Source organism: Polaribacter sp. Hel1_33_96, from assembly GCF_002846595.1.
In the GTDB taxonomy this organism is placed as follows: Bacteria; Bacteroidota; Bacteroidia; order Flavobacteriales; family Flavobacteriaceae; genus Polaribacter.
Genome location: NZ_PJMV01000001.1, coordinates 616,236 through 639,801, shown reverse-complemented (window position 1 = coordinate 639,801; position 23,566 = coordinate 616,236). Strand labels below are relative to the sequence as shown.

27 protein-coding genes are annotated in these 23,566 nt (G+C 30.5%); 9 read left to right on the top strand and 18 right to left on the bottom strand.

The features are described 5' to 3' along the window. Window position 1: 1 nt before the first annotated feature. The 5 genes from ATE90_RS02945 to ATE90_RS02925 all read right to left on the bottom strand — a co-directional run bounded on the left by ATE90_RS02945 (window position 2) and on the right by ATE90_RS02925 (window position 4,905). The gene (locus ATE90_RS02945) at window positions 2–1,105 is read right to left on the bottom strand and encodes a lactonase family protein (RefSeq protein WP_036783744.1); all 1,104 of its coding nucleotides are present in this window, start codon (window positions 1,103–1,105) and stop codon (window positions 2–4) included. A gap of 12 nt (window positions 1,106–1,117) precedes the next feature. After that, window positions 1,118–1,558 (bottom strand): pyridoxamine 5'-phosphate oxidase family protein, encoded by a 441-nt coding sequence (locus ATE90_RS02940; protein WP_036788042.1) that lies wholly within the window; start codon window positions 1,556–1,558, stop codon window positions 1,118–1,120. Between the two features lie 79 nt (window positions 1,559–1,637). Then, complete coding sequence (locus ATE90_RS02935) at window positions 1,638–3,407, bottom strand: M14 family metallopeptidase (protein WP_081958135.1); 1,770 nt, start codon at window positions 3,405–3,407, stop codon at window positions 1,638–1,640. A 2-nt stretch (window positions 3,408–3,409) separates the two neighbouring features. Continuing rightward, a complete protein-coding gene (gene coaD / locus ATE90_RS02930; RefSeq protein ID WP_036783741.1) occupies window positions 3,410–3,865 on the bottom strand; it encodes a pantetheine-phosphate adenylyltransferase in 456 nt (151 codons plus the stop codon). Window positions 3,866–3,930: 65 nt separating this feature from the next. Then, window positions 3,931–4,905, bottom strand: a complete 975-nt coding sequence (locus ATE90_RS02925; protein WP_036783739.1) for a D-alanine--D-alanine ligase — start codon at window positions 4,903–4,905, stop codon at window positions 3,931–3,933. 93 nt (window positions 4,906–4,998) lie between these two features. Between ATE90_RS02925 and ATE90_RS02920 the strand changes: the two genes are divergently transcribed. Together ATE90_RS02920 and ATE90_RS02915 are read left to right on the top strand one after the other, a co-directional pair. Beyond that, window positions 4,999–5,556 (top strand): PASTA domain-containing protein, encoded by a 558-nt coding sequence (locus ATE90_RS02920; RefSeq protein ID WP_101450767.1) that lies wholly within the window; start codon window positions 4,999–5,001, stop codon window positions 5,554–5,556. A gap of 78 nt (window positions 5,557–5,634) precedes the next feature. Continuing rightward, complete coding sequence (locus ATE90_RS02915) at window positions 5,635–6,669, top strand: RluA family pseudouridine synthase (RefSeq protein ID WP_036783735.1); 1,035 nt, start codon at window positions 5,635–5,637, stop codon at window positions 6,667–6,669. Between the two features lie 83 nt (window positions 6,670–6,752). Here the strand turns inward: ATE90_RS02915 and ATE90_RS02910 are convergent, their stop codons facing one another. The 7 genes from ATE90_RS02910 to ATE90_RS02880 form a co-directional block, all read right to left on the bottom strand. Next, window positions 6,753–7,214 carry a DUF6428 family protein gene (locus ATE90_RS02910; protein ID WP_036783733.1) on the bottom strand — a complete coding sequence of 154 codons (462 nt, stop codon included), beginning with the start codon at window positions 7,212–7,214 and terminating at the stop codon, window positions 6,753–6,755. A gap of 11 nt (window positions 7,215–7,225) precedes the next feature. Then, window positions 7,226–7,552, bottom strand: coding sequence for an ArsR/SmtB family transcription factor (locus ATE90_RS02905; protein WP_036783731.1), 327 nt, complete (start codon window positions 7,550–7,552; stop codon window positions 7,226–7,228). A gap of 54 nt (window positions 7,553–7,606) precedes the next feature. Then, window positions 7,607–8,515, bottom strand: a complete 909-nt coding sequence (locus ATE90_RS02900) for a hypothetical protein (RefSeq protein ID WP_052107485.1) — start codon at window positions 8,513–8,515, stop codon at window positions 7,607–7,609. Window positions 8,516–8,528: 13 nt separating this feature from the next. Beyond that, window positions 8,529–9,005, bottom strand: a complete 477-nt coding sequence (locus ATE90_RS02895; RefSeq protein WP_036783729.1) for a hypothetical protein — start codon at window positions 9,003–9,005, stop codon at window positions 8,529–8,531. A gap of 46 nt (window positions 9,006–9,051) precedes the next feature. Then, the gene (locus ATE90_RS02890) at window positions 9,052–9,930 is read right to left on the bottom strand and encodes a hypothetical protein (protein ID WP_036783727.1); all 879 of its coding nucleotides are present in this window, start codon (window positions 9,928–9,930) and stop codon (window positions 9,052–9,054) included. 82 nt (window positions 9,931–10,012) lie between these two features. Continuing rightward, entirely contained in the window at window positions 10,013–10,552 is a 540-nt protein-coding gene (locus ATE90_RS02885) for a hypothetical protein (RefSeq protein WP_101450763.1), read from the bottom strand. Window positions 10,553–10,593: 41 nt separating this feature from the next. Further along, window positions 10,594–11,133: an RNA polymerase sigma factor gene (locus ATE90_RS02880; protein ID WP_036783723.1), complete on the bottom strand. Its 540-nt coding sequence runs from the start codon at window positions 11,131–11,133 to the stop codon at window positions 10,594–10,596. Between the two features lie 190 nt (window positions 11,134–11,323). Here ATE90_RS02880 and yaaA point away from each other — a divergent pair, with 190 nt between their 5' ends. Next, window positions 11,324–12,082 (top strand): peroxide stress protein YaaA, encoded by a 759-nt coding sequence (gene yaaA / locus ATE90_RS02875; protein WP_101450761.1) that lies wholly within the window; start codon window positions 11,324–11,326, stop codon window positions 12,080–12,082. Here the strand turns inward: yaaA and ATE90_RS02870 are convergent. Continuing rightward, the gene (locus ATE90_RS02870) at window positions 12,079–12,963 is read right to left on the bottom strand and encodes a Brp/Blh family beta-carotene 15,15'-dioxygenase (RefSeq protein ID WP_101450759.1); all 885 of its coding nucleotides are present in this window, start codon (window positions 12,961–12,963) and stop codon (window positions 12,079–12,081) included. The genes yaaA and ATE90_RS02870 overlap by 4 nt on opposite strands. A gap of 98 nt (window positions 12,964–13,061) precedes the next feature. Here ATE90_RS02870 and ATE90_RS02865 point away from each other — a divergent pair, with 98 nt between their 5' ends. Beyond that, a complete protein-coding gene (locus ATE90_RS02865) occupies window positions 13,062–13,787 on the top strand; it encodes a bacteriorhodopsin-like (protein WP_172824310.1) in 726 nt (241 codons plus the stop codon). A gap of 64 nt (window positions 13,788–13,851) precedes the next feature. Here ATE90_RS02865 and ATE90_RS02860 read toward each other — a convergent pair whose 3' ends face one another. Next, a complete protein-coding gene (locus ATE90_RS02860) occupies window positions 13,852–15,276 on the bottom strand; it encodes an L-serine ammonia-lyase (protein WP_036783717.1) in 1,425 nt (474 codons plus the stop codon). An 84-nt stretch (window positions 15,277–15,360) separates the two neighbouring features. Further along, complete coding sequence (locus ATE90_RS02855) at window positions 15,361–15,699, bottom strand: DUF2853 family protein (RefSeq protein WP_036783715.1); 339 nt, start codon at window positions 15,697–15,699, stop codon at window positions 15,361–15,363. Window positions 15,700–15,941: 242 nt separating this feature from the next. Here ATE90_RS02855 and dnaK point away from each other — a divergent pair, with 242 nt between their 5' ends. From dnaK to ATE90_RS02830, 5 genes are all read left to right on the top strand, one after another. Then, a complete protein-coding gene (dnaK, locus tag ATE90_RS02850) occupies window positions 15,942–17,846 on the top strand; it encodes a molecular chaperone DnaK (protein WP_101450757.1) in 1,905 nt (634 codons plus the stop codon). 254 nt (window positions 17,847–18,100) lie between these two features. Beyond that, window positions 18,101–18,625 carry a hypothetical protein gene (locus tag ATE90_RS02845; RefSeq protein WP_101450755.1) on the top strand — a complete coding sequence of 175 codons (525 nt, stop codon included), beginning with the start codon at window positions 18,101–18,103 and terminating at the stop codon, window positions 18,623–18,625. Window positions 18,626–18,688: 63 nt separating this feature from the next. After that, the gene (locus tag ATE90_RS02840) at window positions 18,689–19,990 is read left to right on the top strand and encodes an NAD(P)/FAD-dependent oxidoreductase (protein ID WP_101450753.1); all 1,302 of its coding nucleotides are present in this window, start codon (window positions 18,689–18,691) and stop codon (window positions 19,988–19,990) included. Between the two features lie 72 nt (window positions 19,991–20,062). Continuing rightward, window positions 20,063–20,527 (top strand): AraC family transcriptional regulator, encoded by a 465-nt coding sequence (locus ATE90_RS02835; RefSeq protein WP_101450751.1) that lies wholly within the window; start codon window positions 20,063–20,065, stop codon window positions 20,525–20,527. Window positions 20,528–20,621: 94 nt separating this feature from the next. Further along, on the top strand, window positions 20,622–21,050 hold the full coding sequence (locus tag ATE90_RS02830) for a DUF2141 domain-containing protein (RefSeq protein ID WP_052107483.1): 429 nt from the start codon (window positions 20,622–20,624) through the stop codon (window positions 21,048–21,050). Window positions 21,051–21,139: 89 nt separating this feature from the next. Here ATE90_RS02830 and ATE90_RS02825 read toward each other — a convergent pair whose 3' ends face one another. From ATE90_RS02825 to ATE90_RS02815, 3 genes are read right to left on the bottom strand one after another with little or no spacing between them, the layout of a single operon-like run. Beyond that, window positions 21,140–22,222: an amidohydrolase family protein gene (locus ATE90_RS02825; RefSeq protein WP_036783706.1), complete on the bottom strand. Its 1,083-nt coding sequence runs from the start codon at window positions 22,220–22,222 to the stop codon at window positions 21,140–21,142. After that, on the bottom strand, window positions 22,223–22,753 hold the full coding sequence (locus ATE90_RS02820; RefSeq protein ID WP_036783704.1) for a 3-hydroxyanthranilate 3,4-dioxygenase: 531 nt from the start codon (window positions 22,751–22,753) through the stop codon (window positions 22,223–22,225). Window positions 22,754–22,774: 21 nt separating this feature from the next. Further along, on the bottom strand, window positions 22,775–23,551 hold the full coding sequence (locus ATE90_RS02815; RefSeq protein WP_101450749.1) for an SDR family oxidoreductase: 777 nt from the start codon (window positions 23,549–23,551) through the stop codon (window positions 22,775–22,777). Between the last annotated feature and the right edge of the window lie 15 nt (window positions 23,552–23,566).

The window sequence follows — 23,566 nt, the reverse complement described above, 5'->3', positions numbered from 1 at the left end:
TTTAAAACAATATACAAACAGGTTTTGGTGCAAAAATTTCGCTCACAAAAGTTAATTTCCCTGTTATTTCGTCTCGTTTAAAAGAAACAATATTATTCGTATCTTGGTTTGCAACTAACAAAAATTTATCTCTCGAAGATAGTGAGAAATTACGTGGATTTCTGCCTAAAACCGGCTCAAAACCAACGAGTTTTAAGCTTCCATTTTCTGCATTTACTTTATAGATTACAATAGAATCATGACCTCGATTGGAAGCATACAAAAATTTTCCATCTTTAGAGATATGAATATCTGCACCTTTACTATACCCTGTAAATTGTTCTGGCAACATAGAAATTGAAAAATCTATATTATACATATCTTCTTTCTCTTTTACTACTGAGACTGTATTATTTAGTTCATTTAAAACATAAATCCAATTATTATTTGGATGAAAAGTTAAATGTCTTGGACCGGCTCCTGGAGCCATTTTTAAAGTTTTTTGATGGGTTAAAACCAATTCATTCTTTTCATTGTCAATCTCAGAAAGCCATAACTGATTTGTACCTAAATCAACAGAAATAATTTCTTTTTTTGTAGGATGAAAATAGGTTGAATGCGCATGAGGTGCTTTCTGGCGGTCTGTTATACCTTTACCTTCGTGTTGTTGCACGTTTAATAAAGGAGACAGTTCTCCAAAATTATCCGCTTCTAAAAAACCTACATTCCCTCCAGAATAATTCGCAACCAAAACTTGATTCTCATCATTTACAGTTATAAAACAAGGATGTGCTCCTCCTGATTTTGATGTGCTTATATGTGTAAGTGAATCTTTTTCTATTTTGTAAGATTTCACAAAACCTGTTCCTTGCTCGTTTGCTTCATCTACAGCAAAAAGCGTTTTACCATTTCTGCTTTTAGCTAAAAAAGAAGGGTTCCTTGTTTCTGCAACTAAACCAATTTGGTTCAATTTCCCTTCTTTAGATAGTTCATATTTATAAATGCCTTTACTATTGTTATCTGTATACGTTCCGACATAAAAACTGGTTGCAATTTCGTCTTTCACAGCTGAGTTCTGGCAGCTAAAAAAGATAACTACTATACATAATAATGCTACTTTTTTCATATTGGTTTTATTCTAAAAATTTAATTGCGCAGTTTCCCAAGTAATTGAGTCTCCTAAAATTTGATATCTCTCACTAACGATATTTGCTTTTTTGGGTGTAAACTTTATTAACAAATACTCAGTAGTTCTATTTTTGTAAAAGTTCTTCCAGGCTGTTTTCCAGTACTTTTCTTTTGCAGCCGCACCATTTATAATGCTAGCAACTCCTTGTAACGATACATAACTGACACTTTCTTTATCAAAATAGTACAATGTTACTTTTTTGTTATTTTTGAGCTGCTGTACTTTTAAGCTCTTCGGATTTGTTGCCATCCAAACGGTAAAGTCTTCCTCCGGCAAAAAAGGGTCCATCGCTCTTGCATGCGCAATTCCTAGAGAATCCATTGTAATTAAAGCACAGGCTTTCGCCTCCTTCATAATCTCTCTCGTAATTTCTTTTAAATCTTTTTTCACTGGATTTGAAGCATTTTTGCAGCTTAAAAAAACAAGTATAACAAAGGAAATAGCAAAAAATTTCATCAATAGTGATTCTTTAGAAAACTTTAAAAATGGGTAACCGTAAATGTGCTTTTTCATAGTAAGGTGAATTTTTATATATAAAATTCAGTTGCATTCTTGGACTTTCAACAAACTTTTTATCTGTTTTTAATTTCTCTTCAAAAGCTTTTTTAACCAATGGATTCTCTGCCAAAAATTTTTCTGCAAGATCTTCAAAAACATACCCAGAATACCCTTCTTTTTGTTGAAGAATTGTATCAAAAAAATTCCAGTTAAAAAATGAATCTGTTGCTTCTGCCTCTAATGTTTCTAATAAATAACGAATTCCATTTTGATTTGTAGAAATGTATAAATCGCCTTCTTTAAAGTTAATTTCTTTCGTTGATTTTTCTACTTTTGAATTATAATGTAGATAATGTCCTTCATAAGGTGTTTTTCTAGTTTCAAAATCTTTTATATGATTTACGGTAACAGTCATTGCTGTGTCTTTCTCAAAAAGAGAATATTCAATATGATTATTTTCTAACCTCTCAACAATGTCATGCCAACCTTGCTGTAAAATATACGCTTTAGGGATTGTAATTTTTTTTGTTACAGCGTACTCATCATAGTACTTTACTGATCTCTCAAAAGGTTTGTTTGTATCATAAAACAATCTTTTTCCATTGGTAACTTTACTAGCGATCATTTCACCCTCAAAACCTTTAAAGTTTAAGTTTCTAAATTTTTCTTTATTAACTTTGAAATGGAGAGGATATGTCTTTTTTGCCAAAATCTCAGCAGCAGCTTTAAAACGCAAATCTTTAATAGCTTCTGAATTTTCTTCCGTAAAATCAAAAACAGAAAACATCAGTTCATAGGTTTGTTCAACTCTAGTTTTGTAGGGCTTTAACATGTGTGTTTCAACCATTAAGCCTAGAGTATGAAAAAGTGTTGTATATCCTGTGGAATATCTAGGTGAGTCAAAAAACTGAGAAAATCCTGTTTCTGGAGTCGTGCCCCAAACATTTACGTAAGGTGTAATATTGACGTTTTTTGCTTCTAAATATTTTTCGAGTTCTGGACGCATCTCATACTGTAAAAAAGCTCCTAAATTGCCGCCTAATTTGTTATGTTGTGTAAACAAATGTGTAATTGCATATTGATAATCTGCACCATTACTCACATGGTTGTCAATAAAAACATCTGGATTTACAGTGTGAAATATTTCAGCAAAAGCTGCTGAATTTTTAGTGTCTTGTTTTATAAAATCTCTGTTTAAATCATAGTTTCTAGCATTTCCTCTAAAACCATAAGCTACAGGTCCGTTTTGATTAGCTCTTGTGTGTGAATTTCTATTTAAAGCACCCCCAATGTTATACACCGGAATTACACAAATAATCGAATTTTTATACTTTTCTGTTAAGGAATCATTTTGAACAATATCTCTTAATAATAACATGGAAGCATCAATTCCATCTGACTCTCCAGGATGAATTCCGTTGTTAATTAAGATTCTATTTTTCGGTGAATTCTTAATTTCGTCAATATTATAAACGCCCTCTCTATTATAGACCACCAAATGCAAAGGTTCTCCAGAATCCGTTTGCCCAAAAGAGAATAGTGAAATTTGACTATGTGCTTCTGAAAGTTTGTTATAATAAGAAATTACATCCTTGTATTCGGGAGTTTCCGTTCCTTTTGATATTTCGAAGAGTGTGGTAAAATCTTTACTTTCATTAGATGAATTTTCACAAGAAATCACCAACAAAAAGCAAGAAAAAAGTACTGATATTTTTAAAATATAGTTTGATTTTAATTTCATAGTTATAAAACTCTCACCGTTTTAGGCACTAACTTTGTGTAATCTCCATCATTTCGAATTACATCTCTTACGATAGATGATGAAATATAAGATGTACTTGCTGCGGTTAATAAAAAGACGGTTTCTACGGGCCCTAGGTCCCTGTTGGTATGTGCAATTGCTTTTTCAAATTCAAAATCTGCGGGATTCCTTAACCCTCTTAAGATAAAATCTACCTTATTCTTTTGACAAAAGTGAACCGTTAAGCCCTCATAGGTAACCACCTTTATTTTTGGTTCGTGTTTAAAACAATCTTCAATAAATTTTTTACGTTCTTCCAAAGAAAACATATATTTTTTGTCAGCATTTATACCAATTGCAATAATAAGTTCATCAAACAAATTTACACCTCTCTCAATAATGTCATAATGTCCTAACGTAATTGGATCAAAGGATCCTGGAAAAATTGCTCTTTTCATGTTCTAACTATTTAATTATGTGTGCGTTTAAAATATATCTGTAAAAAAGAATGGAAAAATCAATTCTATTCAAGAGCAGATTCAATGGCATTATCAAATAACTGTTTTAAAGAAATACCAGCTTCTTTCGCTTGTTGCGGCAAAATACTTTCTTCTGTTAAACCAGGCACAGTATTCATTTCTAAAAAATGAGGTTCTCCATCAACAAAAATATATTCTGATCTTGAAAAACCAGACATATTTAAAATTTTATATACTTTTTCAGCAATTACCTCTACTCTATTTTGTTCTTCTAATGAAATTCTTGCAGGAGTAATTTCTTGAGATTTCCCTTCGTATTTTGCTTCATAATCAAAGAAATCATTTTCCGTAACAATCTCTGTAATTGGCAATACTTTTACTTTACCTTTATATTCAAGAACACCAACAGAGACTTCGGTTCCGTCTAAAAAAGATTCAATTAAAATTTGTGAATCTTCTTTATAAGCAGTCTCTATTGCAGGCAAAATTTCTTCTTTAATATGTGCTTTAGAAATACCATAGCTCGAGCCAGCATTATTCGGCTTTACAAAACATGGCAAACCAACTTTACCTATTATGTGCTCTAAATCAACAACATCTCCTTTATTTAAATAGACAGAAACTGCTGTTTTAATACCATATTCTTTCAGAACACTTAATGTATCTCTTTTATTAAAAGTTAATGCCATTTGATAAAAAGGAGCAGAAGTATGCTTGATTCCTATTAAGCTAAAATAGGCAAGTAACTCTCCATTTTCTCCAGGATTACCATGAATTGCATTAAAGATGCAATCGAAAGTAATTAAATTACCATTTTTTGTAAATGAAAAATCATTTTTACGTATCGGATATTCATTCTCTTCATCGTCTAAAGCGAACCATTTTCCTTTTAAAATATGAACTCTAAAAGGATTGTATTTTTCTCTATCCAAATGATTGTAAACAACATTTCCACTCTTTAAAGAAATGTTAACTTCGGATGAAAAACCACCCATTACAATAGCTATATATTTTTTCATTAATGTAAAATAATAAAAACAAATTTATCAAAATATAAATAGAAACAACAACGTTTACTTTTTATATCTTTGTATAGTCTAAAAAATCAAAAAATGAGTATTTTTCAGTTTTTTAAAAGTAAATCTTTTTTTAAACAAATTGCATTTGCAATCCTTGGTGTAGTCATTATTATTTTTTTATTAAAATTTTGGTTAAATATTACTACCAATCACGATCAAAAAATACAAGTTCCAGATTTGCATAAACTAACAATTACGGATGCAGAAAAAACTTTAAAAGAATTGGATTTGTACTTTAAGGTAATTGACAGTGCTAGTTACAATCCTACTTATCCAAAAAAAGCAGTGATTAAACAAAGCCCTGAAGCTGGCGATTTTGTTAAAGAAAAGCGCAAAATTTATTTGACTTTAAATCCATCTAAATACAGAGATATAACAGTTACTGATTTAAACGGACGTACAAAAAGACAGGCTATTTCTGAGCTACAAGCTATTGGTTTTATTGTAGGTACAAATTACACATATGTAAAAGATATTGGTAAGGATGTAGTAAGAGGTTTAAGACATAAAGGGAAAATAATAAATCCGAATGACAAATTACCAAAAAACTCTATAATTGAGTTAGTTTTAGGTGATGGAAGAAGAAATTAAATTAGTTAAGAGCAAAATTTAAAAAATTCACTAATTTGTTACTTGGCAACTCTGAAACATTGCTACTAAAATAAAAACATGCAAGAAAACAATTCTGAAGATATTGAGAGTGATGATTTACACGAACATTACAGGTTTACCGCAAGTGAAGGTCAAGAGCCTTTAAGAGTGGATAAATTTTTGATGAACTTCATTGAAAATGCAACAAGAAACAAAGTACAACAAGCTGCTAAAGCTGGAAATATTTTTGTAAATGATATTGCTATAAAATCGAACCACAAAGTTAAACCAAATGATGTTGTAAGAGTTGTTTTGACTTATCCACCAGCAGAAAAACTATTGGTTGCCGAAGAGATTCCTTTAGATATTGTTTACGAAGATGATGCTGTAATTGTTGTAAATAAACCTGCAGGAATGGTTGTACATCCCGGCCATGGAAATTATTCTGGAACCTTGGTAAATGGTTTAATTCATCATATCGAAAACTTACCAACAAATTCCAATGAAAGGCCAGGTTTGGTGCATAGAATTGATAAAGATACTAGTGGATTATTAGTGGTTGCAAAAACCGAATTTGCAATGGCAAATTTGTCTAAACAATTTTTTGACAGAACTACAGAACGTTTGTATTATGCCTTGGTTTGGGGAAATATGGAGGATGATGAAGGAAGAATTGAAGGTAACATTGGGCGTAGCTTAAAGAACCGTCTACAAATGGATGTTTTTCCGGAAGGAGATTTTGGAAAACATGCAGTTACTCATTATAAAGTTTTAGAGAGATTGACTTATGTTACTTTAGTTCAGTGTAAATTAGAAACAGGAAGAACACACCAAATTAGAGCGCATTTTAAGCATATTGGTCACACACTTTTTAACGATGAACGTTATGGAGGAAATGACATTTTAAAAGGAACAACGTTTACCAAATACAAGCAATTTGTACACAACTGTTTTAAGGCCTTACCAAGACAAGCCTTACACGCAAAAACCTTAGGATTTACGCATCCAACAACAGGTACATTTATGCAGTTTAACTCAGACATACCAAAAGATATTGTTGAGTGTTTAGACAAATGGAGAACGTACTCTGAAAATTCTAAAGATGTGGATTAATGTTTCTGTAAAGGTTTTATTTCTATTTATTTACAACATGAACGCAGCTATTAAATATAAAACTGGGGTTAACGGAAAATAAATTAACAACAACCAGAACTTGGTTCGCAACAAGAACTAACAGCGTTAGCAACTTTGATTAATGGTTTTGGAATTCCACAATCTTCTAGTGCTAAACAAGCCGTAATTTTTGAAGTTAACAAAAAGTTTGTACCATCAAAATCTAAATTATATTTACCAATCGTTTCTTTTCCTTGATACTCTACTTCTATCTCTAAATCATCAAACTTGAACATCTTTTCAGACAATTCTATAATCTGTAATAATTTCTCTGGATGCAATCTATGATCGTAATCATTTTCTTCCCACAATTGAAAATTAATAACAGCTTCACTTCTAACCTTACCTCCACAATCAATAAAATCTTTAGTTATTTTACCCACTTCAGTAACATGAAAATGACTAGGAACTAAGGCTCCATTTGGTAATTTAAAAGCAATAGTTTCTAAACTTATTAAATGATTTTTTATTTCTGATAATTTCATAATTTATAGTTTTAACAACAGTTTTCTGTTGGATTTTTATTTAAAAACTGACCCAATATATTTTTTATTTGCTCCCAATTTTCTTGGTGAATGCAATAACAAACACTGGTACCTTCAATACTTCCCTTTATAATACCAACATTTTTTAATTCCTTTAGATGCTGAGAAATCGTTGGCTGTGCTAAACCAATTTCTTTTACTAAATCTCCACAGACACAAGATTTCGATTTAATTAAAAAATCTAAAATAGCAATTCTTGCAGGATGACCCAATACTTTTGCAATCTTAGCAATTTGATTTTGTTCTTCTGTGAATATTTCTGATTTCGTTAAACCCACTTTAATTTGTTTATTGCAATATTACGATTAATTGCTAAAATAAAAAAGAATCTTTTATTTTTTATTCAAATCGAACATATACCCCAAAGAAAGATTAAAAAATCCGGTACTACTTAAATCGCCTTCATTTGCGATAGCGTTTGGTACGTTTAAGTTGTAGCCCAATTCAAAATCTAAAGAATTTGTAGTTAATGAAATTGGAAAACTGATTTGTGTGTTTAATAAATCGAACACATTTTGAGTAAACTCCTTTGATTGAGATCCAGTAGGCGTTCTTACTGGTTTTATAAATAAAATGCTTTGCCTGGCAGCTATAAAATTAATGTTTGGCCTAAATCTCAATGCAAAATTAGAGCTTCTTTTTAACGTAAAATTCACAAAACTATTTGAAACTAATTGATAAGATTTATCTGAACCGAATAAGTAAGATCCAGAAATTCTACTTCCTAAAGTTCGTTTTTTATTTCTTATTCCAATACTGAAATCTAAAGAATTTGTGAAATCATCAAAATCATCTGTGTAAAAATACTTTGTGTATCCCAAATTATAAAGCACATTTTTCTTTTTTCCTATGGTATTAAAATACCCTAAAGAAATACTTGTAAAATCCCAACTTGGATCAAAATTTTGATAATAAATTCCCGAGATACTTGCATTAAAACCTGAGGAGTGATAATAAGAAACTTGTGGAATGGCATTGAATTGATCTACACCAGAATCTCTTCCTGAAAAATATGTACTGCTGTTATACGAAACTGACGAGTATAAAAAATTAAAAGAAAAATCGCTTTCTATAATCTCGTCTATAAATTGTTGATCATTAAAAAAAAGTTCATCAATTAAATCATCTATATCCTCTAAATTTTCTTTTTGTCCATAAGAACTAAAAGAGGTTGCCATTGAAACCAATAGCAACCCAAAAATTCTTATCGTATTTTTAAATCCTTGATAAAAATGTATCATAAATAATTAGAAGCTAATTTCCTCTGTTTCTTTTTTTCTTTCCATTATTAGCACTATTTATTCTTGGTCCATCTTTAAGTTCTCCTCTATCTTTAGAATTTCTAATTTTATCAATCCGTTCTTTTAGCATTTTCCTTTGCTCACCTGTAAGCGTTTTTCTAAAATTATCTCTGGTTTTCCTCAAACTTACTTGTTGATTTTTAACCATACTTTTTTGATTTCTAGAAAATGTAGCGACCAAACGCTTTCTTATTTCGTTCTTAGAAATTGTTTTATCTCTTAAAATAGCTAACTGCTCTTTGGAAAGTGATGCTTTAAAAGCTTCACGATTTGTTTTCATTGCTTCTTTTTCTTTTTGCAATAAACCCTTTTGCTCTTTAGTTAACTCTTTTTGAATTAGACGAAAACTAGCGTCTTGAGCAAAAACTGTTGTATTAAATAGCATCAAACTAAGAAAACTTAAAGTTAATATGATGGTTTTTAATTTCATTTTTATTGTTTTTAACTCTTTAAAATCTATAGTGCAAATTTATAACTTAATTTTTACAAGCATCTTTAGCTGCATCAAATTCTGTTTGATTATTTATAGTTGCTGCAGTGCCGTCTTTATACTGAATGTCTAATGGAAAATTTAAAGCTGGCTTTGCAGTAGCATCTGGGTTTGCTTTACGCCATTCTCTCAATAATCTAAAATCTGCTCTTTTCGTAACTTCAATTATACTGGCATCTTCCATCGTAAAACTTACTGGCAAGACCAATTTAAAACATTTTCTTTTGTCTTTACCTTTCTTACAAGAATTCTTTACTGCTTTTAACTCATCTCTATCAATTAAAGTTTGTACAGTTCCATCCTCTAAAGTTACATCAAATGGAAATATTAGTTCTGGTCTTTCCGTTACATCCGGATTCGCAACATACCAATCTTTCTTTAAGCTCCAGTCTTCTTTACTAGTTAAAGTTATTGTTGTATTATCAGGCATCATAAGGTCTAAAGGATACACAAATTCAAAGCATTTATTTCTTCTTTTTCTTCTTTTCTCATTAGTATCTGCTAACTGTTTTCCTTGTAAAGAAAAATAAACATCACTCTTCACTTCTTCACGCGATTCATTATCTGTTGCTATGCTAACTTTATAGCCGAAACCCTTTGCAAATTCTGCGCTTAAAACATAACTGTCTGCTAAATCTCCTCGAAATGCTGTTTCTGTTTGAGCTGGCAAACTCGACGCTGAGATAACTACTTTTGATGCACTTTCTATTTTTTCTATTAATACTGAACTATTTATTTCAAGATTATCCATAGATTCTGAATCTGAACAAGATGCAAATAAGAAAGCTGATAACAAAAAGGCTGTAATTGTAAAGAATAGAATATTTGATTTAAAAATACGCTGTTTAAAAAATGAAGTTCTCATAATGTATTAGTTTTTTAATTAATAATTGTTTCTATTCGTTAGAACTGTATTTTTTAAAATAGTTTGAAAAATTTATTTTTTTTTACAAAAAAATGGTTTCAATCAGTCCATCTTCAATATAATTATCTAATAATGAATCTCCTAACATTAAATTATCTAATACTAGATTATCTATTTTTTGTTCAGAAAGTTCTGCTTTTACTAAAATTTCATTAAATAAAATAACATTCGCAAACTCATCAAGGTTTGATTCATCTACTAATAAAGACTCTAATAAAACATCATCAGAAAAAACTAAAAACTCTAAGTTAGTTTCGTTTATTGCATTTGTTTTATTCATGTTTTGTAACCATACGGTTAAACTCAAAATAAAAACTAATGTAGCTGCCGCCATAAATTTAAACTGAGGTTGCATCCAAAAAACCAATTGTTTTTTAGTTTTTTTAGACTCCTCAATCAATATGTCCTCTTTTATTTTATCTAAAATTGAAATTTTAGATTTCATAAAATATCCTTCAGGTATTTTAGTTCCTAGATATTTATTATGATGTTTAGAAATACCATCTTTAATGTCTTCTTTTAGAAAACTTTTTTTGTTGCTATGTTCTGTTGATTTTTCCATAATACAAAAGTTAGACCCCACTTGTAATAGATAGTTTGGTTTTATAATAATATTTTTTCTTCAATAATTTTTACAGCAGCATAATAAGTAGATTTTAAAGTGCTTTCTGATACTTCTAAAATTTCCGAAATCTTCCTAAAACTCAAATCATCAAAGTATTTCATTTGAAAAACTCGCTTTTGTTTTACTGAAAATTTATTTATAATTTTTGTAAGCTTTTTTTGAATTTCATCTCCATCAAAATATTCATCTTCAAATAAAACTTCTAAATTAGATTCAGAAATAGCGTCAATATTATCATAGTCCTTCTTCTTGTTTTTATCTAAAAATCGGATGGATTCATTGTATGCAATTCTATACATCCAAGTATGTAAACTACTCTTTTCTTGAAAATTCTGAATGCTTTTGTAGATTCTAATAAAGGTGTTTTGCAAGACATCATCTGCATTTTCATGAGTTACAACTATCTTTCTGATATGCCAATATAGTCGCTCTTGATAAATATCAAGCAACTCACTAAAAGCTGAGTCTTTTAGTTTAGAGTCCTTTAACTTTTTTACAAGTTCAGCGTCTTTACTCAAATATTATTTGTTTGGTTGCTATTCTTTGACACAATATAATTCATATAGTTTGAATTTGACAGAGAAAAAAATCAAAAAAATAATTTCAATCAATTTTATAAATAGGTTTATCAATTTAAATTGATGGATTTATTTGAGAAACTTTATAATGATTTGTACATTTATACTTTAAATTTTTCAACTTACTCCAATGAAAATTATCATATCTCCAGCAAAATCTTTAGATTTTGACACTAAAGCTAGAACAAGTTTGCATACGCAACCTCGTTTTTTAAAACAATCTGAAAGGTTGAACAAAAAATTAAAAACGATTTCAAAAAGCAAATTATCCGACTTAATGAAAATTTCTAATGATTTAGCATCTTTGAATCATGAGCGCAATCAAACTTGGGCAACTCCCTTTACAATTGAAAATTCCAAACAAGCTATTTATGCTTTTACGGGTGAAGTTTTTAGAGGCATCGATATAAATTCTTTAGAAGCGGAAAAGCTACCTTTAATTCAAGAGCGTTTAAGAATTTTATCTGGTTTATATGGTTTGTTAAAACCTTTAGATTTAATTAAACCTTACCGTCTAGAAATGGGAACTAAATTAAAAGTTGGAAGAGATGAAAATCTATATAAATTTTGGGATGATACAGTTGCAAAATCTTTAAACGATGAACTAAAAGATGGTGAGCTACTCATTAATTTAGCAAGTACAGAGTACTTTAAAGTAATTCCTAAAAAAGTTTTAAAAGCACCAATGATCACACCTATTTTTAAAGATTTTAAAAATGGGGAATATAAAACGATTATGACATTTGCTAAAAAAGCACGTGGATTAATGGTTCGTTATATAATTGATCATAACGTTAAGACAATTGAAGAATTAAAAGGTTTTAATATTGATAATTATCGTTTTTCTGAAGAAATGTCATCTGGTAATGATTTAGTTTTTACTCGTTAATTTTTCATTTTGTACATCACCCAAGTGTGCGGTGCTGTTACAGCAAATAAAATCACAAAAACTACTGTGGCAAACAATTCTATTTGCGGAACTAACTTGTATAAAATTAATAACCCAACGATGCTAATAAACCAATATATCAGAGCTTTTTTTACATAAAAAAAAATAGTCTTCTTGTTTAAATTTCCTGAAATAAATTCTACTTGGTGAATAATTGAAGGAATAGAATGCCAAAAAATAAAGTAAATAGCAAAACCCAATATTAAAGAAGAATTTTTAAAGACTAGATAAAGTAAGGCTAAATAAAAGACCTCTTTTAGAAATATTTTCGGCTTATTTCTTTTAGAAAAAATTAGATATAAACTTCCTGTAAATAAAAAAACAGCACTCAAAATCAATGTAATTTCTATTTGAATTTTAGTAAAAGTTAAACCTGTTAGTTCACTCATAATTAAATCTACATCAGCGATAGATTGATAAAAAATTAAGGAAAAAATAAACAGTCCGTAGGCTAAAAAATACAAAGAATTAAATAATAAGTTTACGGTTATTTCCTTACTAAGATGTTCCTCTCCGAAATGATACGAACTCAACAAAACAAATAATGTGATAGCAATAAAAGAACTAAACAAATAAATTAATAAACACAAAAGTATTATACTAATATAAAGTAATAGGTTTTTTATGAAATTTTTATTCTTTTTCTCCTTTATTGATAAAATTAATAAATCATTAGCTCCATGCAAAATACCCAGAGAGATTACCATGATATACGCTAAAAAATCTTCTACCACTTCTCCAAATTGAATACTTATCCAAAACAAGAAAAATGTAAAAAAAATCATTAAATTTTGATAATTTCTATTAAATACCGTATTCATTTTACAAAGTTAATAATTTTATATGTATATTTGGTTTAATGTTTATTTTAAAACATTAAACGATTAACTATTTTATTAACTTAATTTATTCAAAAATTATGAATTTATCTATTAACTTTCTTTACGTTGCGAAAATGGATCCAAGTGATTACGTTGGTTTTACATTTTTTGTAGGTTGCATGGCTATGATGGCCGCTTCAGTATTTTTCTTTTTATCAATGAATAGTTTTGATAAAAAATGGAGAACCTCTCTTTTGGTCTCTGGTTTGATTACTTTTATTGCTGCAGTGCACTATTGGTATATGAGAGACTATTGGGCTTCTAACGGAGAATCTCCAACCTTCTTTAGATACGTTGATTGGATCCTTACTGTTCCATTAATGTGCGTTGAGTTCTATTTAATTCTAAAAGTTGCTGGAGCAAAAAAATCTTTAATGTGGAGATTAATCTTCTTATCAGTTATCATGTTAGTAACAGGATATGTCGGAGAAGTAATTGACACATCAAATGCATGGCTTTGGGGTCTAATCTCTGGATTAGCTTATTTCGTAATTGCTTATGATATTTGGTTTGGAACTGCTAAAAAGTTAGCTATTGAGGCGGGTGGTGCTGTTTTAAAAGCTCATAAAGCTTTATGTTGGTTTGTTCTAGTAGGTTGGGCAATTTACCCTCTAGGATATATGGCGGGAACTGAAGGATGGTATTCTGGAATGTTTGGAGGTTTAAGTATGGATGTTATTTATAACATTGGAGATGCTATAAACAAAATTGGATTTGGATTGGTAATTTATAATTTAGCCGTTCAAAGTTCTGAAAATAAATAACAAAATTTAGTTAGCTATTTATTTTAAAAGTCCAAAAGTCTTAAAAAGCTTTTGGACTTTTTTTTTAACAATCTGCCAAACCAACATTAATAGCCAAGCCTCCTTCTGAAGTTTCTTTATAATTTTTATGCATATCTTTTGCGGTTTCCCACATCGTATCAATTACTTTATCTAAAGGAACTTTTACTTCTTTAGGATTGGTTTCTAAAGCCATTTCTGCCGCGCTAATTGCTTTAATTGCGCCCATTGCATTTCTTTCTATACAAGGTATTTGCACCAAACCTCCAATAGGATCACAAGTTAAGCCCAGATGGTGCTCCATTGCTATTTCGGCAGCCACCAAAGATTGTGCTGCAGTACCCCCTAATAATTCTGTTAAAGCTGCTGCTGCCATTGCAGAAGAAACTCCAATTTCCGCTTGACAGCCTCCCATTGCTGCAGAAATTGTGGCGTTTTTCTTGAAAATACTACCAATTTCACCTGCTGTTAATAAGAACTTTTTAACATGACTAAAATCAGCATCATGGTTTTCAATCACCAAATAATACATTAAAACTGAAGGTATTACACCTGCACTTCCATTTGTGGGAGCAGTTACAACTCTACCTAAAGAAGCATTTACTTCATTTACTGAAAGCGCAAAACAACTTACCCATTTTAAAATTTCTCTAAATTTAACTTCAGTACTTCTTATCGCTGTAATCCATTGTTCTGGATTTGTATAGCTTGTATCTTTAATTAGTTTTTGATGTGTATCAAAAGCGCGTCTTTTTACATTTAAACCGCCTGGAAGTTTCCCTTCTGTATGACAACCTATATACATGCACTCTAACATGGTTGACCAAATTCTATGAATTTCTTTGTCTATATGTTCTGCAGAATTAAGTTCCAATTCATTTTTGTAAACAATTTCAGAGATAGATAAATCTTCTTTTTCGCAATATTCTTCTAATTGAATAGCTCTGTTTATAGGAAAAGGAAAGTTCTTTTTATTTATTTCTATTTCATCTTCTAAATGATCGTTTTCTTGCACAATAAAGCCTCCACCAATAGAATAAAAAGTTTGAGTAGAAATTTCTTTGCCTTTACAAAGCCCTCTAAACATTATTCCATTTGCATGAAAAGGAAGAAAATCTTTATTAAAAACAACATTCTCAACTGAAAAAGAAATTTCTTTTTCGTTGTTAAATTGTAATTTCTTTTGAGTTTTTATTTGAGTGATAATCTGCTCAATGTCATCAATAGGAATATATTCAGGATCTGTACCACTTAGACCCAATAAAATGGCATAATCAGTGGCGTGTCCTTTTCCCGTCAAAGATAAAGAACCAAATAAGTCAATTCTAATTCCATCAATTTGGTGAAATAACTTATCTTTTTTTAAAATTTTAATCCATTTTTGGGCAGCTCTCCAAGGCCCAAGAGTATGCGAGCTTGATGGACCAACACCAATCTTCAACATATCAAAAACACTAATAAATTGTGACATTGACAAAATTAAACTTAAAAATTTTGTAAATGTAAAAAATCCAACTCAATGAGTTGGATTTTTTATCAAAAATATAAATTTATATTATTTATAAATAGATTCCTTACCGAATTCTACAGCTAGCATATAGTAAACTACAGCTCTATATTTACTTCTTTCAGATTTCCCTATAGCTTCAACAACTTTTGCTATTGCCTCATCTAATTTTGGTCCTTCTGCCAATCCTAACTTTTTCATTAAAAAGTTCTTTTTAACTGTCGCTAATTCTTTCGCATCAGACCCAGAAACAGTTTCCGCGTCTCTTTTATAAATAGATGGACCAAGGCCTTTTGTTACAGCTCGTAATAAGTCTGCATCGTAATTTAGACCTTTCTCGTCCATAAACTTAGAATACTGGGCTACTTTCTCGTCAAATTTACTCATAATTAGGTGTTTAGTGATTTAAATAATATTTAATTTTAATTGAACTATTCAAATATAAGAAAATAAAAATACTTTTCATATTCATCCATTCAATATATTAGATACATATTATGTCATAATGTCACATAAATTTAAATATTTTTTTTTTAAACTGACATTTTCAAGTCAAAAAGCAGTTGGCACACACTTTGAATAATAGAAATTGTAAAATTGAATTTAAAAAATAATATAAATAAATTATTATGAGTAAAATAATTGGAATCGATTTAGGTACAACAAACTCATGTGTTTCTGTAATGGAAGGAAATGAGCCAGTTGTAATTCCTAATGCAGAAGGAAAAAGAACAACACCATCTATAGTTGCCTTCGTTGAAGGGGGAGAACGTAAAGTTGGTGATCCAGCAAAAAGACAAGCTGTAACCAACCCAACAAAAACAGTTTATTCTATTAAACGTTTTATGGGTAACAAATTTTCTGAATCTACTAAAGAAGCGAAAAGAGTTCCTTATAAAGTAGTAAAAGGAGATAATGATACGCCAAGAGTAGATATTGATGGTCGTTTATATACACCTCAAGAAATTTCTGCAATGGTGTTACAGAAAATGAAAAAAACTGCTGAAGATTACTTAGGAACTGATGTTTCTGAAGCAGTAATTACTGTACCCGCTTATTTTAATGATGCACAACGTCAAGCTACAAAAGAAGCTGGTGAAATTGCAGGTTTAAAAGTAAAGAGAATTATAAATGAGCCTACTGCTGCTGCATTAGCTTACGGATTAGACAAATCTAATGACGATAAAAAAATTGTTGTTTTTGATTTTGGTGGTGGAACACATGATGTTTCTATCTTAGAATTAGGAGATGGTGTCTTTGAAGTATTAGCTACAGATGGTGATACTCATTTAGGTGGTGATGATGTTGATGAAAAAATAATCAACTGGCTAGCTGATGAATTTAACGCTGAAGAGGGTATGGATTTACGTAAAGACCCAATGTCTTTGCAACGTTTAAAAGAAGCTGCTGAAAAGGCAAAAATTGAATTATCTAGCACAACATCAACAGAAATTAACTTACCTTATATTACGGCTACCGCTAGCGGACCTAAACACTTGGTAAGAACTATGGCCAGAGCTAAATTTGAAGCTTTAATTGATGATTTAGTAAAAAGAACAATTGAACCTTGTCAAACAGCTTTAAAAAACGCTGATTTATCAATTTCTGATATAGATGAAATCGTATTAGTTGGTGGTTCTACAAGAATTCCTGCAGTACAAGAAGCTGTTGAAAAATTCTTTGGAAAAGCACCAAGTAAAGGTGTAAATCCTGATGAAGTTGTTGCCTTAGGAGCTGCAATTCAAGGTGGAGTTTTATCTGGAGATGTTAAAGATGTATTGTTATTAGACGTAACTCCTTTATCATTAGGTATTGAAACTATGGGGAATGTTTTCACAAAATTAATTGATGCAAACACAACCATTCCTACTAAAAAATCACAAGTATTTTCTACAGCAGTAGACAATCAACCATCGGTAGAAATTCACGTTTTACAAGGTGAAAGAGCCATGGCTGCAGATAACAATACTATTGGTCGTTTTCATTTAGATGGATTACCTCCAGCACAAAGAGGTGTTCCTCAAGTAGAAGTTACTTTTGATATTGACGCAAATGGTATCATTAAAGTTTCTGCTTTAGATAAAGGAACTAACAAATCTCATGAAATTAGAATTGAAGCTTCTTCTGGTTTATCTGAAGAAGATATCGCTAAAATGAGACAAGAAGCTGAAGCAAATGCGGATGCCGATAAAGCTGCCAAAGAAACTGCAGAGAAGATTAATGAAGCAGATTCTATGATTTTCCAAACGGAAAAACAATTAAAAGAATTTGGTGATAAATTATCTGATGATAAAAAAGGTCCAATTGAAGCTGCTTTGGTTGAGTTAAAAGCTGCACATGAATCTAAAGATGTTGCACAAATTACTGCTGCAATGGAAACTATAAACGAAGCTTGGAAAGTTGCATCTGAAGAAATGTATGCTGCTGAACAAGGCGCTGCTGGTGCAGATGCAGGAGCTCAACAAGGCGAACCAGAAGCAAGTGATGCTCAGGGTGACAATGTTGAAGATGTAGATTTCGAAGAAGTGAAGTAAGCAGAGAACCAATAAAGTTTTATAACTTTATTGCATAAATCGCTTATCCCGTTGAAAAACGGAATCTCAAAATAGATATTTCTGAATTTTAATAATTCAGAAACCAACTAAAAACGCAATCATTAATTTGATTGCGTTTTTTTATATACCATTGTGAAGAAAATTTTTCTTTCTGTGACAATCTTTTGTTAAATTATAAGATTGCTTCGTTCCTCGAAATGACGATTTTAATTACTTTTACAAAAAAATAATTTTTGAAAACCTTTCACCATAAAAATTTTTTTAAACATACTTTTTGCGAATTTCAACAAGTTAAGAACTTTGAATTCCCAGAAGAGACCATCTATAAAAGTAAATCTGAAAGTATTTATTTTTATACTGACGAAGGGGTTTATAGAAAATCGAATCATTGGGGAAGAGTTGCCAATTGTAGATGGAAAATTATTGCGAATAAGAATTACAAGAATCAACAAATAGTTATTGGTTTTGCAAAATGGAATAGTTTCTACCCTATAAATTCATCAGAAAAAACATTTTTCATTGAAGTTAATTTTGATGAAAAAATGACTAAAATTCAACCAAAAAAAGAGGACTCAACTCAGTATTCATTCAACTATTCTGAAGCGCAAAAAAAAATGAAACAAATAACTCAATTATTTAAAGATGATAAATGGGCGAAACATTTCGATCTAGAAATTGAAGAATTACGATTTAAAATTATTTCTCAATATATCAATTCAGAGAGAAGCCTTCAAGAAATAAAGAGAAGTTTCAATTAAAAAATCACCTCTTTTTAGTAAATTTATAACTCTAATAATCTAAAATTATATCCATCCAAAAAAATGAACATTCCACAAACTAGTTTTCCAAGAGTTGTTATTATTGGTGGCGGATTTGCAGGTTTAGCTGCTGCAAAAGGATTAGAAGAACAAGAACTGCAAGTTATTTTAATAGACAAACACAATTACCATACTTTTCAACCCTTACTCTACCAAGTTGCAACTGGTGGTCTAGAGCCAGATTCCATTGCTTTTCCTTTAAGAAAACTCTTTAATGATGTTGAAAACTTCTATTTTAGATTGGCAGAAGTTCAAAAAATAAATCCACAAAAAAAAATAGTTGAAACTTCAATTGGTAATTTGGAATATGATGAATTAATCATTGCAACAGGATCTAAAACCAACTTTTTTGGTAACACAAATATCCAAAAATATACAATGGAAATGAAGTCTATTCCTCAATCTTTAAACATTAGAAGTTTAATTTTAGAGAACTTTGAAGAAGCTTTACTAACCTCCAATATTGAAGAAAGAAATGCTTTAATGAATTTTATAATTGTGGGAGGTGGACCAACAGGAGTAGAATTAGCTGGTGCTTTAGCCGAGATGAAAAAAGGAATTCTCCCAAAAGATTATCCGGATTTAGACATCCGTAAAATGCAAATAAACTTAATACAAAGTTCTGATTGTATTTTAAAAGGAATGAGTGCAAAAGCTTCTGAAAAAGCAGAGGATTTTCTAATTAATTTAGGAGTTAATGTTTGGAAAAACTTGCGTGTTTTAGATTATGATGGAAAAATAGTAACTACAAGTGGTCAAGATCATTTTAAGGCAGAAACCGTTATTTGGGCTGCCGGCGTAAAAGGTGAAATGATTAATGGGTTACATGCAGAATGTGTAATTGAAAGAGCGGCTAGAATTAAAGTTAATGAATATAATCAAGTTTTGAGTCACCCAAATATCTACGCAATTGGTGATGTAGCTTGCATGGCATCCGAAGAAAAACCTTACGGACATCCAATGATGGCACAACCCGCTATACAACAAGGAAGATTGGTGGCTAAAAATATTTTAGCAAAACTATTCAATAAAACACTGAAAGCATTTGTTTATAATGATAAAGGTTCTATGGCAACCATTGGACGCAATAAAGCGGTGGTAGACTTACCAAAATGGAAGTTTCAAGGAGTTTTTGCTTGGTTTGTTTGGATGTTTGTTCATCTATTTTCTTTAATTGGCTTTAGAAACAAAGCCATTGTTTTTCTAAATTGGGTGTATAATTATATTCGTTTTGATAGAGAAACTCGATTAATTATTAGACCTTATAAGAATAAAAATAGCTTTAGCTTTAAAGATAACCACTAACGACTTTTATTAAATAATAATAAAAATTGATCTTTTTTTGAGCAATATCAATAATACTTTAAATTGGTTGAAATGAATACAAATACAAAAGTAAAACAAAGTGATAAATTAGAATTAGCTTATATTTCTCACAAAGGAAAAATGGAAACTATAGGAAATGTTTATGATAGATTGGTAAAATGGGCAACTCCCCAAGATTTGATAAATAAAGAAACAAGAATGCTTACAATTTATCATGATAGCCCCAAAATTACGGATTCAAATTATTTACGCATGAGTGCTTGTATTGTGCTAAGTCATGCTCTAAAAGTTGATGGAGAAGTGAATTTAAAAACCCTAGAACCGACAAAATGTATTGTTTCTAGATTTGAGATTACTCCCAATAAATTTCAACAAGCATGGGAATCTAATTTTAAATGGATGGTTCAAAACGGATATAAAAAATCTACCATAGACCCTTTTGAAATTTATTATAACAACGCAAAAGAACATTCAGAAAACAAATTTATTGTTGATTTATGTATTCCTATTTTGTAAAGTAAAATTCATCATTAAATAATCTCAATTGAGCATGGTTCTTGTGTTAAAATTAAAAACCATCAGAGATTTGAATCATCTTAAAACAACAGTCATGAAAAAACTACTTTTAATAACTGCTTTAATTTTAAGTGTTGTAAGCAATATCAATGCACAAGAAGAAAAAGAAACACTTAATTTAACAGTAGAATTCTTTGGAATGAAGTCTGATAAAGGAAACCTTTTTGTGGCTCTTTACAACACGGAAAACACCTTTTTAAAAAAACCGTTTAAGGGTGAAATTGTAATAATAAAAAACAAAAAATCTATAGTTATATTTAAAAATTTGCCAAAAGGAGTGTATGCAATTTCATCTTTCCATGACGAAAATGATAATAAAAAAATGGATACAAACTTTTTTAGAATTCCAAAAGAACCTTTAGGAATATCCAATAATGTAAAAGGCTTTATGGGTCCTCCTAAGTATAAAGATGCTAAATTTAACTTAGATTCTAATAAAACAATTTCTATAAAAGTAGACTGATTTCTTTTAAAATTTATTAAAGAAAACAATTTTCCAAATGAATCTTGTAGTTCCGGAGTGCAAATCTTTTCTAAAGAATAATTAAGGCATTATTCTAAAATTTTTGTAATCAATTCTTGTTTCGCTTTTTCGTCATCACCAAATAACCATTGTAAGACATTATCTTCCCAAATAGCATCACAATCTTGTTCGGTTAAAATCTTTTGTTCTTTTGCTAAATCTAAAATTTTTCCGGGATAAGAAGATTGTATTTCACTCTCCATTTCTCCTAGAGGATAAGGATCATCTAATCCCATTAACACTTGTTTTACTCCTTGATTTTTAACGAGCAATCCTAAAGAACCTGTATCGTGAACTAATGTATCAAAGAAAATATTTGGATGCCCAACTGCTTTTCTAGGATGTGTTTTTCCTTCAAATAAATCTGGCCTTCCATCAAAACCTTGGATTCGTCTTCCTAAATTCATTTGCGCTAATTGACCACCGTGAGCAAAACACACACGCATATTTGGAAACTTTTTGTAATAACCATTTAACGTTAAAAAATGATAGGCATCTGCACATTGCGCCAACATCCAAATTAAATGAAATCGCCAAGAAGTATTTTCTAGTTTAATAAACTTCTCTCCATCATAAGGATGAATTTCAACTGCTAAATTATATTTACTTGCTAATTCAAAAATGGGTTCATTTTCTTCATCAAAAATACATCTCCAAGTTCCAATTGTATCCATGTAGTGTGTTGGTAAACACAATAAACGCATCCCTAATTCTTCTACACAACGTTCTATTTCCCAACAAGCTCCACGCACAAAACCCGGATGAACTACGAAACCACAAGTAAATTTTGAAGGGTTTTCGTGTTGAACTTTCGCATTAAAATCGTTCTGAAAACGCAATGCTTGTTTCATTTCTTCAACGCGCAAACCGTTTCCATATAATTGCGATAAGTTTAAAACTACCGCATGATCAATTTTAAATTGATCCATCCACTCTAATTTTTCATCTAAGAAAAAGCTAGAATCTGTTACCGGACGACTCCAATCTTTTTGCAGCATAAATTTTCGATCTTCATCTACCCAAAAAATCCCTTTATCTTTCATAAACTTAGGAATTTCCTCTGGATAAGGCAATAAATGTGAGTGTCCGTTAATACGCAGTTTACGTTTCATTTATTTAATTTTATTTGGTCCTTGCATTACAGTTCCACAAGCTTCGCATGTACATTTTTCTTTATCAGAATAATAATTGTCAAATATTCTTGGCATGTCCGTTTCTATATTATTCAGAGCAAACTCTTCTCTATATAAAGCGTTTCCACAGTTTTCGCAATACCATTCCAGTGCATCTAACATTCCTTCAGAACGAGGATATTCTATGACTAAACCAACTGTGTTTTTTTTTCTTTGTGGTGAGTGAGGAACTTTTGCTGGTAATAGATAAATATCGCCTTCATTGATTTCAACATCGATCATTGCCCCATTATCATCTATAATTTTTAAAATCATATCTCCTTCTACTTGATAGAAAAACTCAGGAGTTTCGTTATAATGATAATCTTTTCTATTATTTGGACCACCAACAACCATTACAATATATTCCCCGTTATCCCAAACTTGTTTGTTACCAACAGGCGGTTTTAATAAATGACGATGTTCATCAATCCAATTCTTAAAATTTAAAGGCTTTACTAAATTGCTCATATTCTTTAGATTTTTATCAATTTACAAACTTTTTGTTCTACCGCCATCAACAGGAATGTTAATTCCGTTTATATAACTTGCTTTTTTACTTGATAAAAACACAATTGCAGCAGCCACTTCTTCTGGTTTTGCGAAACGTTTTGCCGGGGAAGCATTTTTCATAGCTTCAGCAACTTCATCAAAAGACTTTCCTGTTTTATTGGCTTTATTGTCTATAATTTCTTTTAAACGTGCTGTTCCTGTGGCTCCTGGCAATACATTATTTACAGTAATTCCAAATTCACCCAACTCATTTGCCAACGTTTTCGACCAACTAGCTACCGCACCACGAATTGTATTGGAAACACCCAAACCATCTAAAGGTTGTTTTACAGATGTAGAAATTACGTTTATAATTCTACCAAAACATTGAGACTTCATGAAGGGCACCAAACTTTGTACTAATATATGATTGCACTTCAAATGTTGTGTAAAAGCGTTATCAAATTCCTCTAATTTTGCATTAAATATAGGACCTCCTGCAGGACCTCCTGTATTATTTACCAAGATATGGAATTGTAAATCTGATGCTTCTAAAATCTCTTTTAATTCATTTGGCTTCGAAAAATCTGCCACTAAATAACTATGACATTGATTCTCATTTGGTAATTCTGATAAAACCTTTTTTAACTTCTCTTTATTTCGAGCTATCAAAGTTACATTTACCCCTTCTTCTGCCAACAAAATTGCAGTTGCTTTTCCAATTCCTTGTGTGCTGCCGCAAACCAAAGCATTTTTATTTTTTAGTTCTAAGTTCATCTTTGTAATCTATTA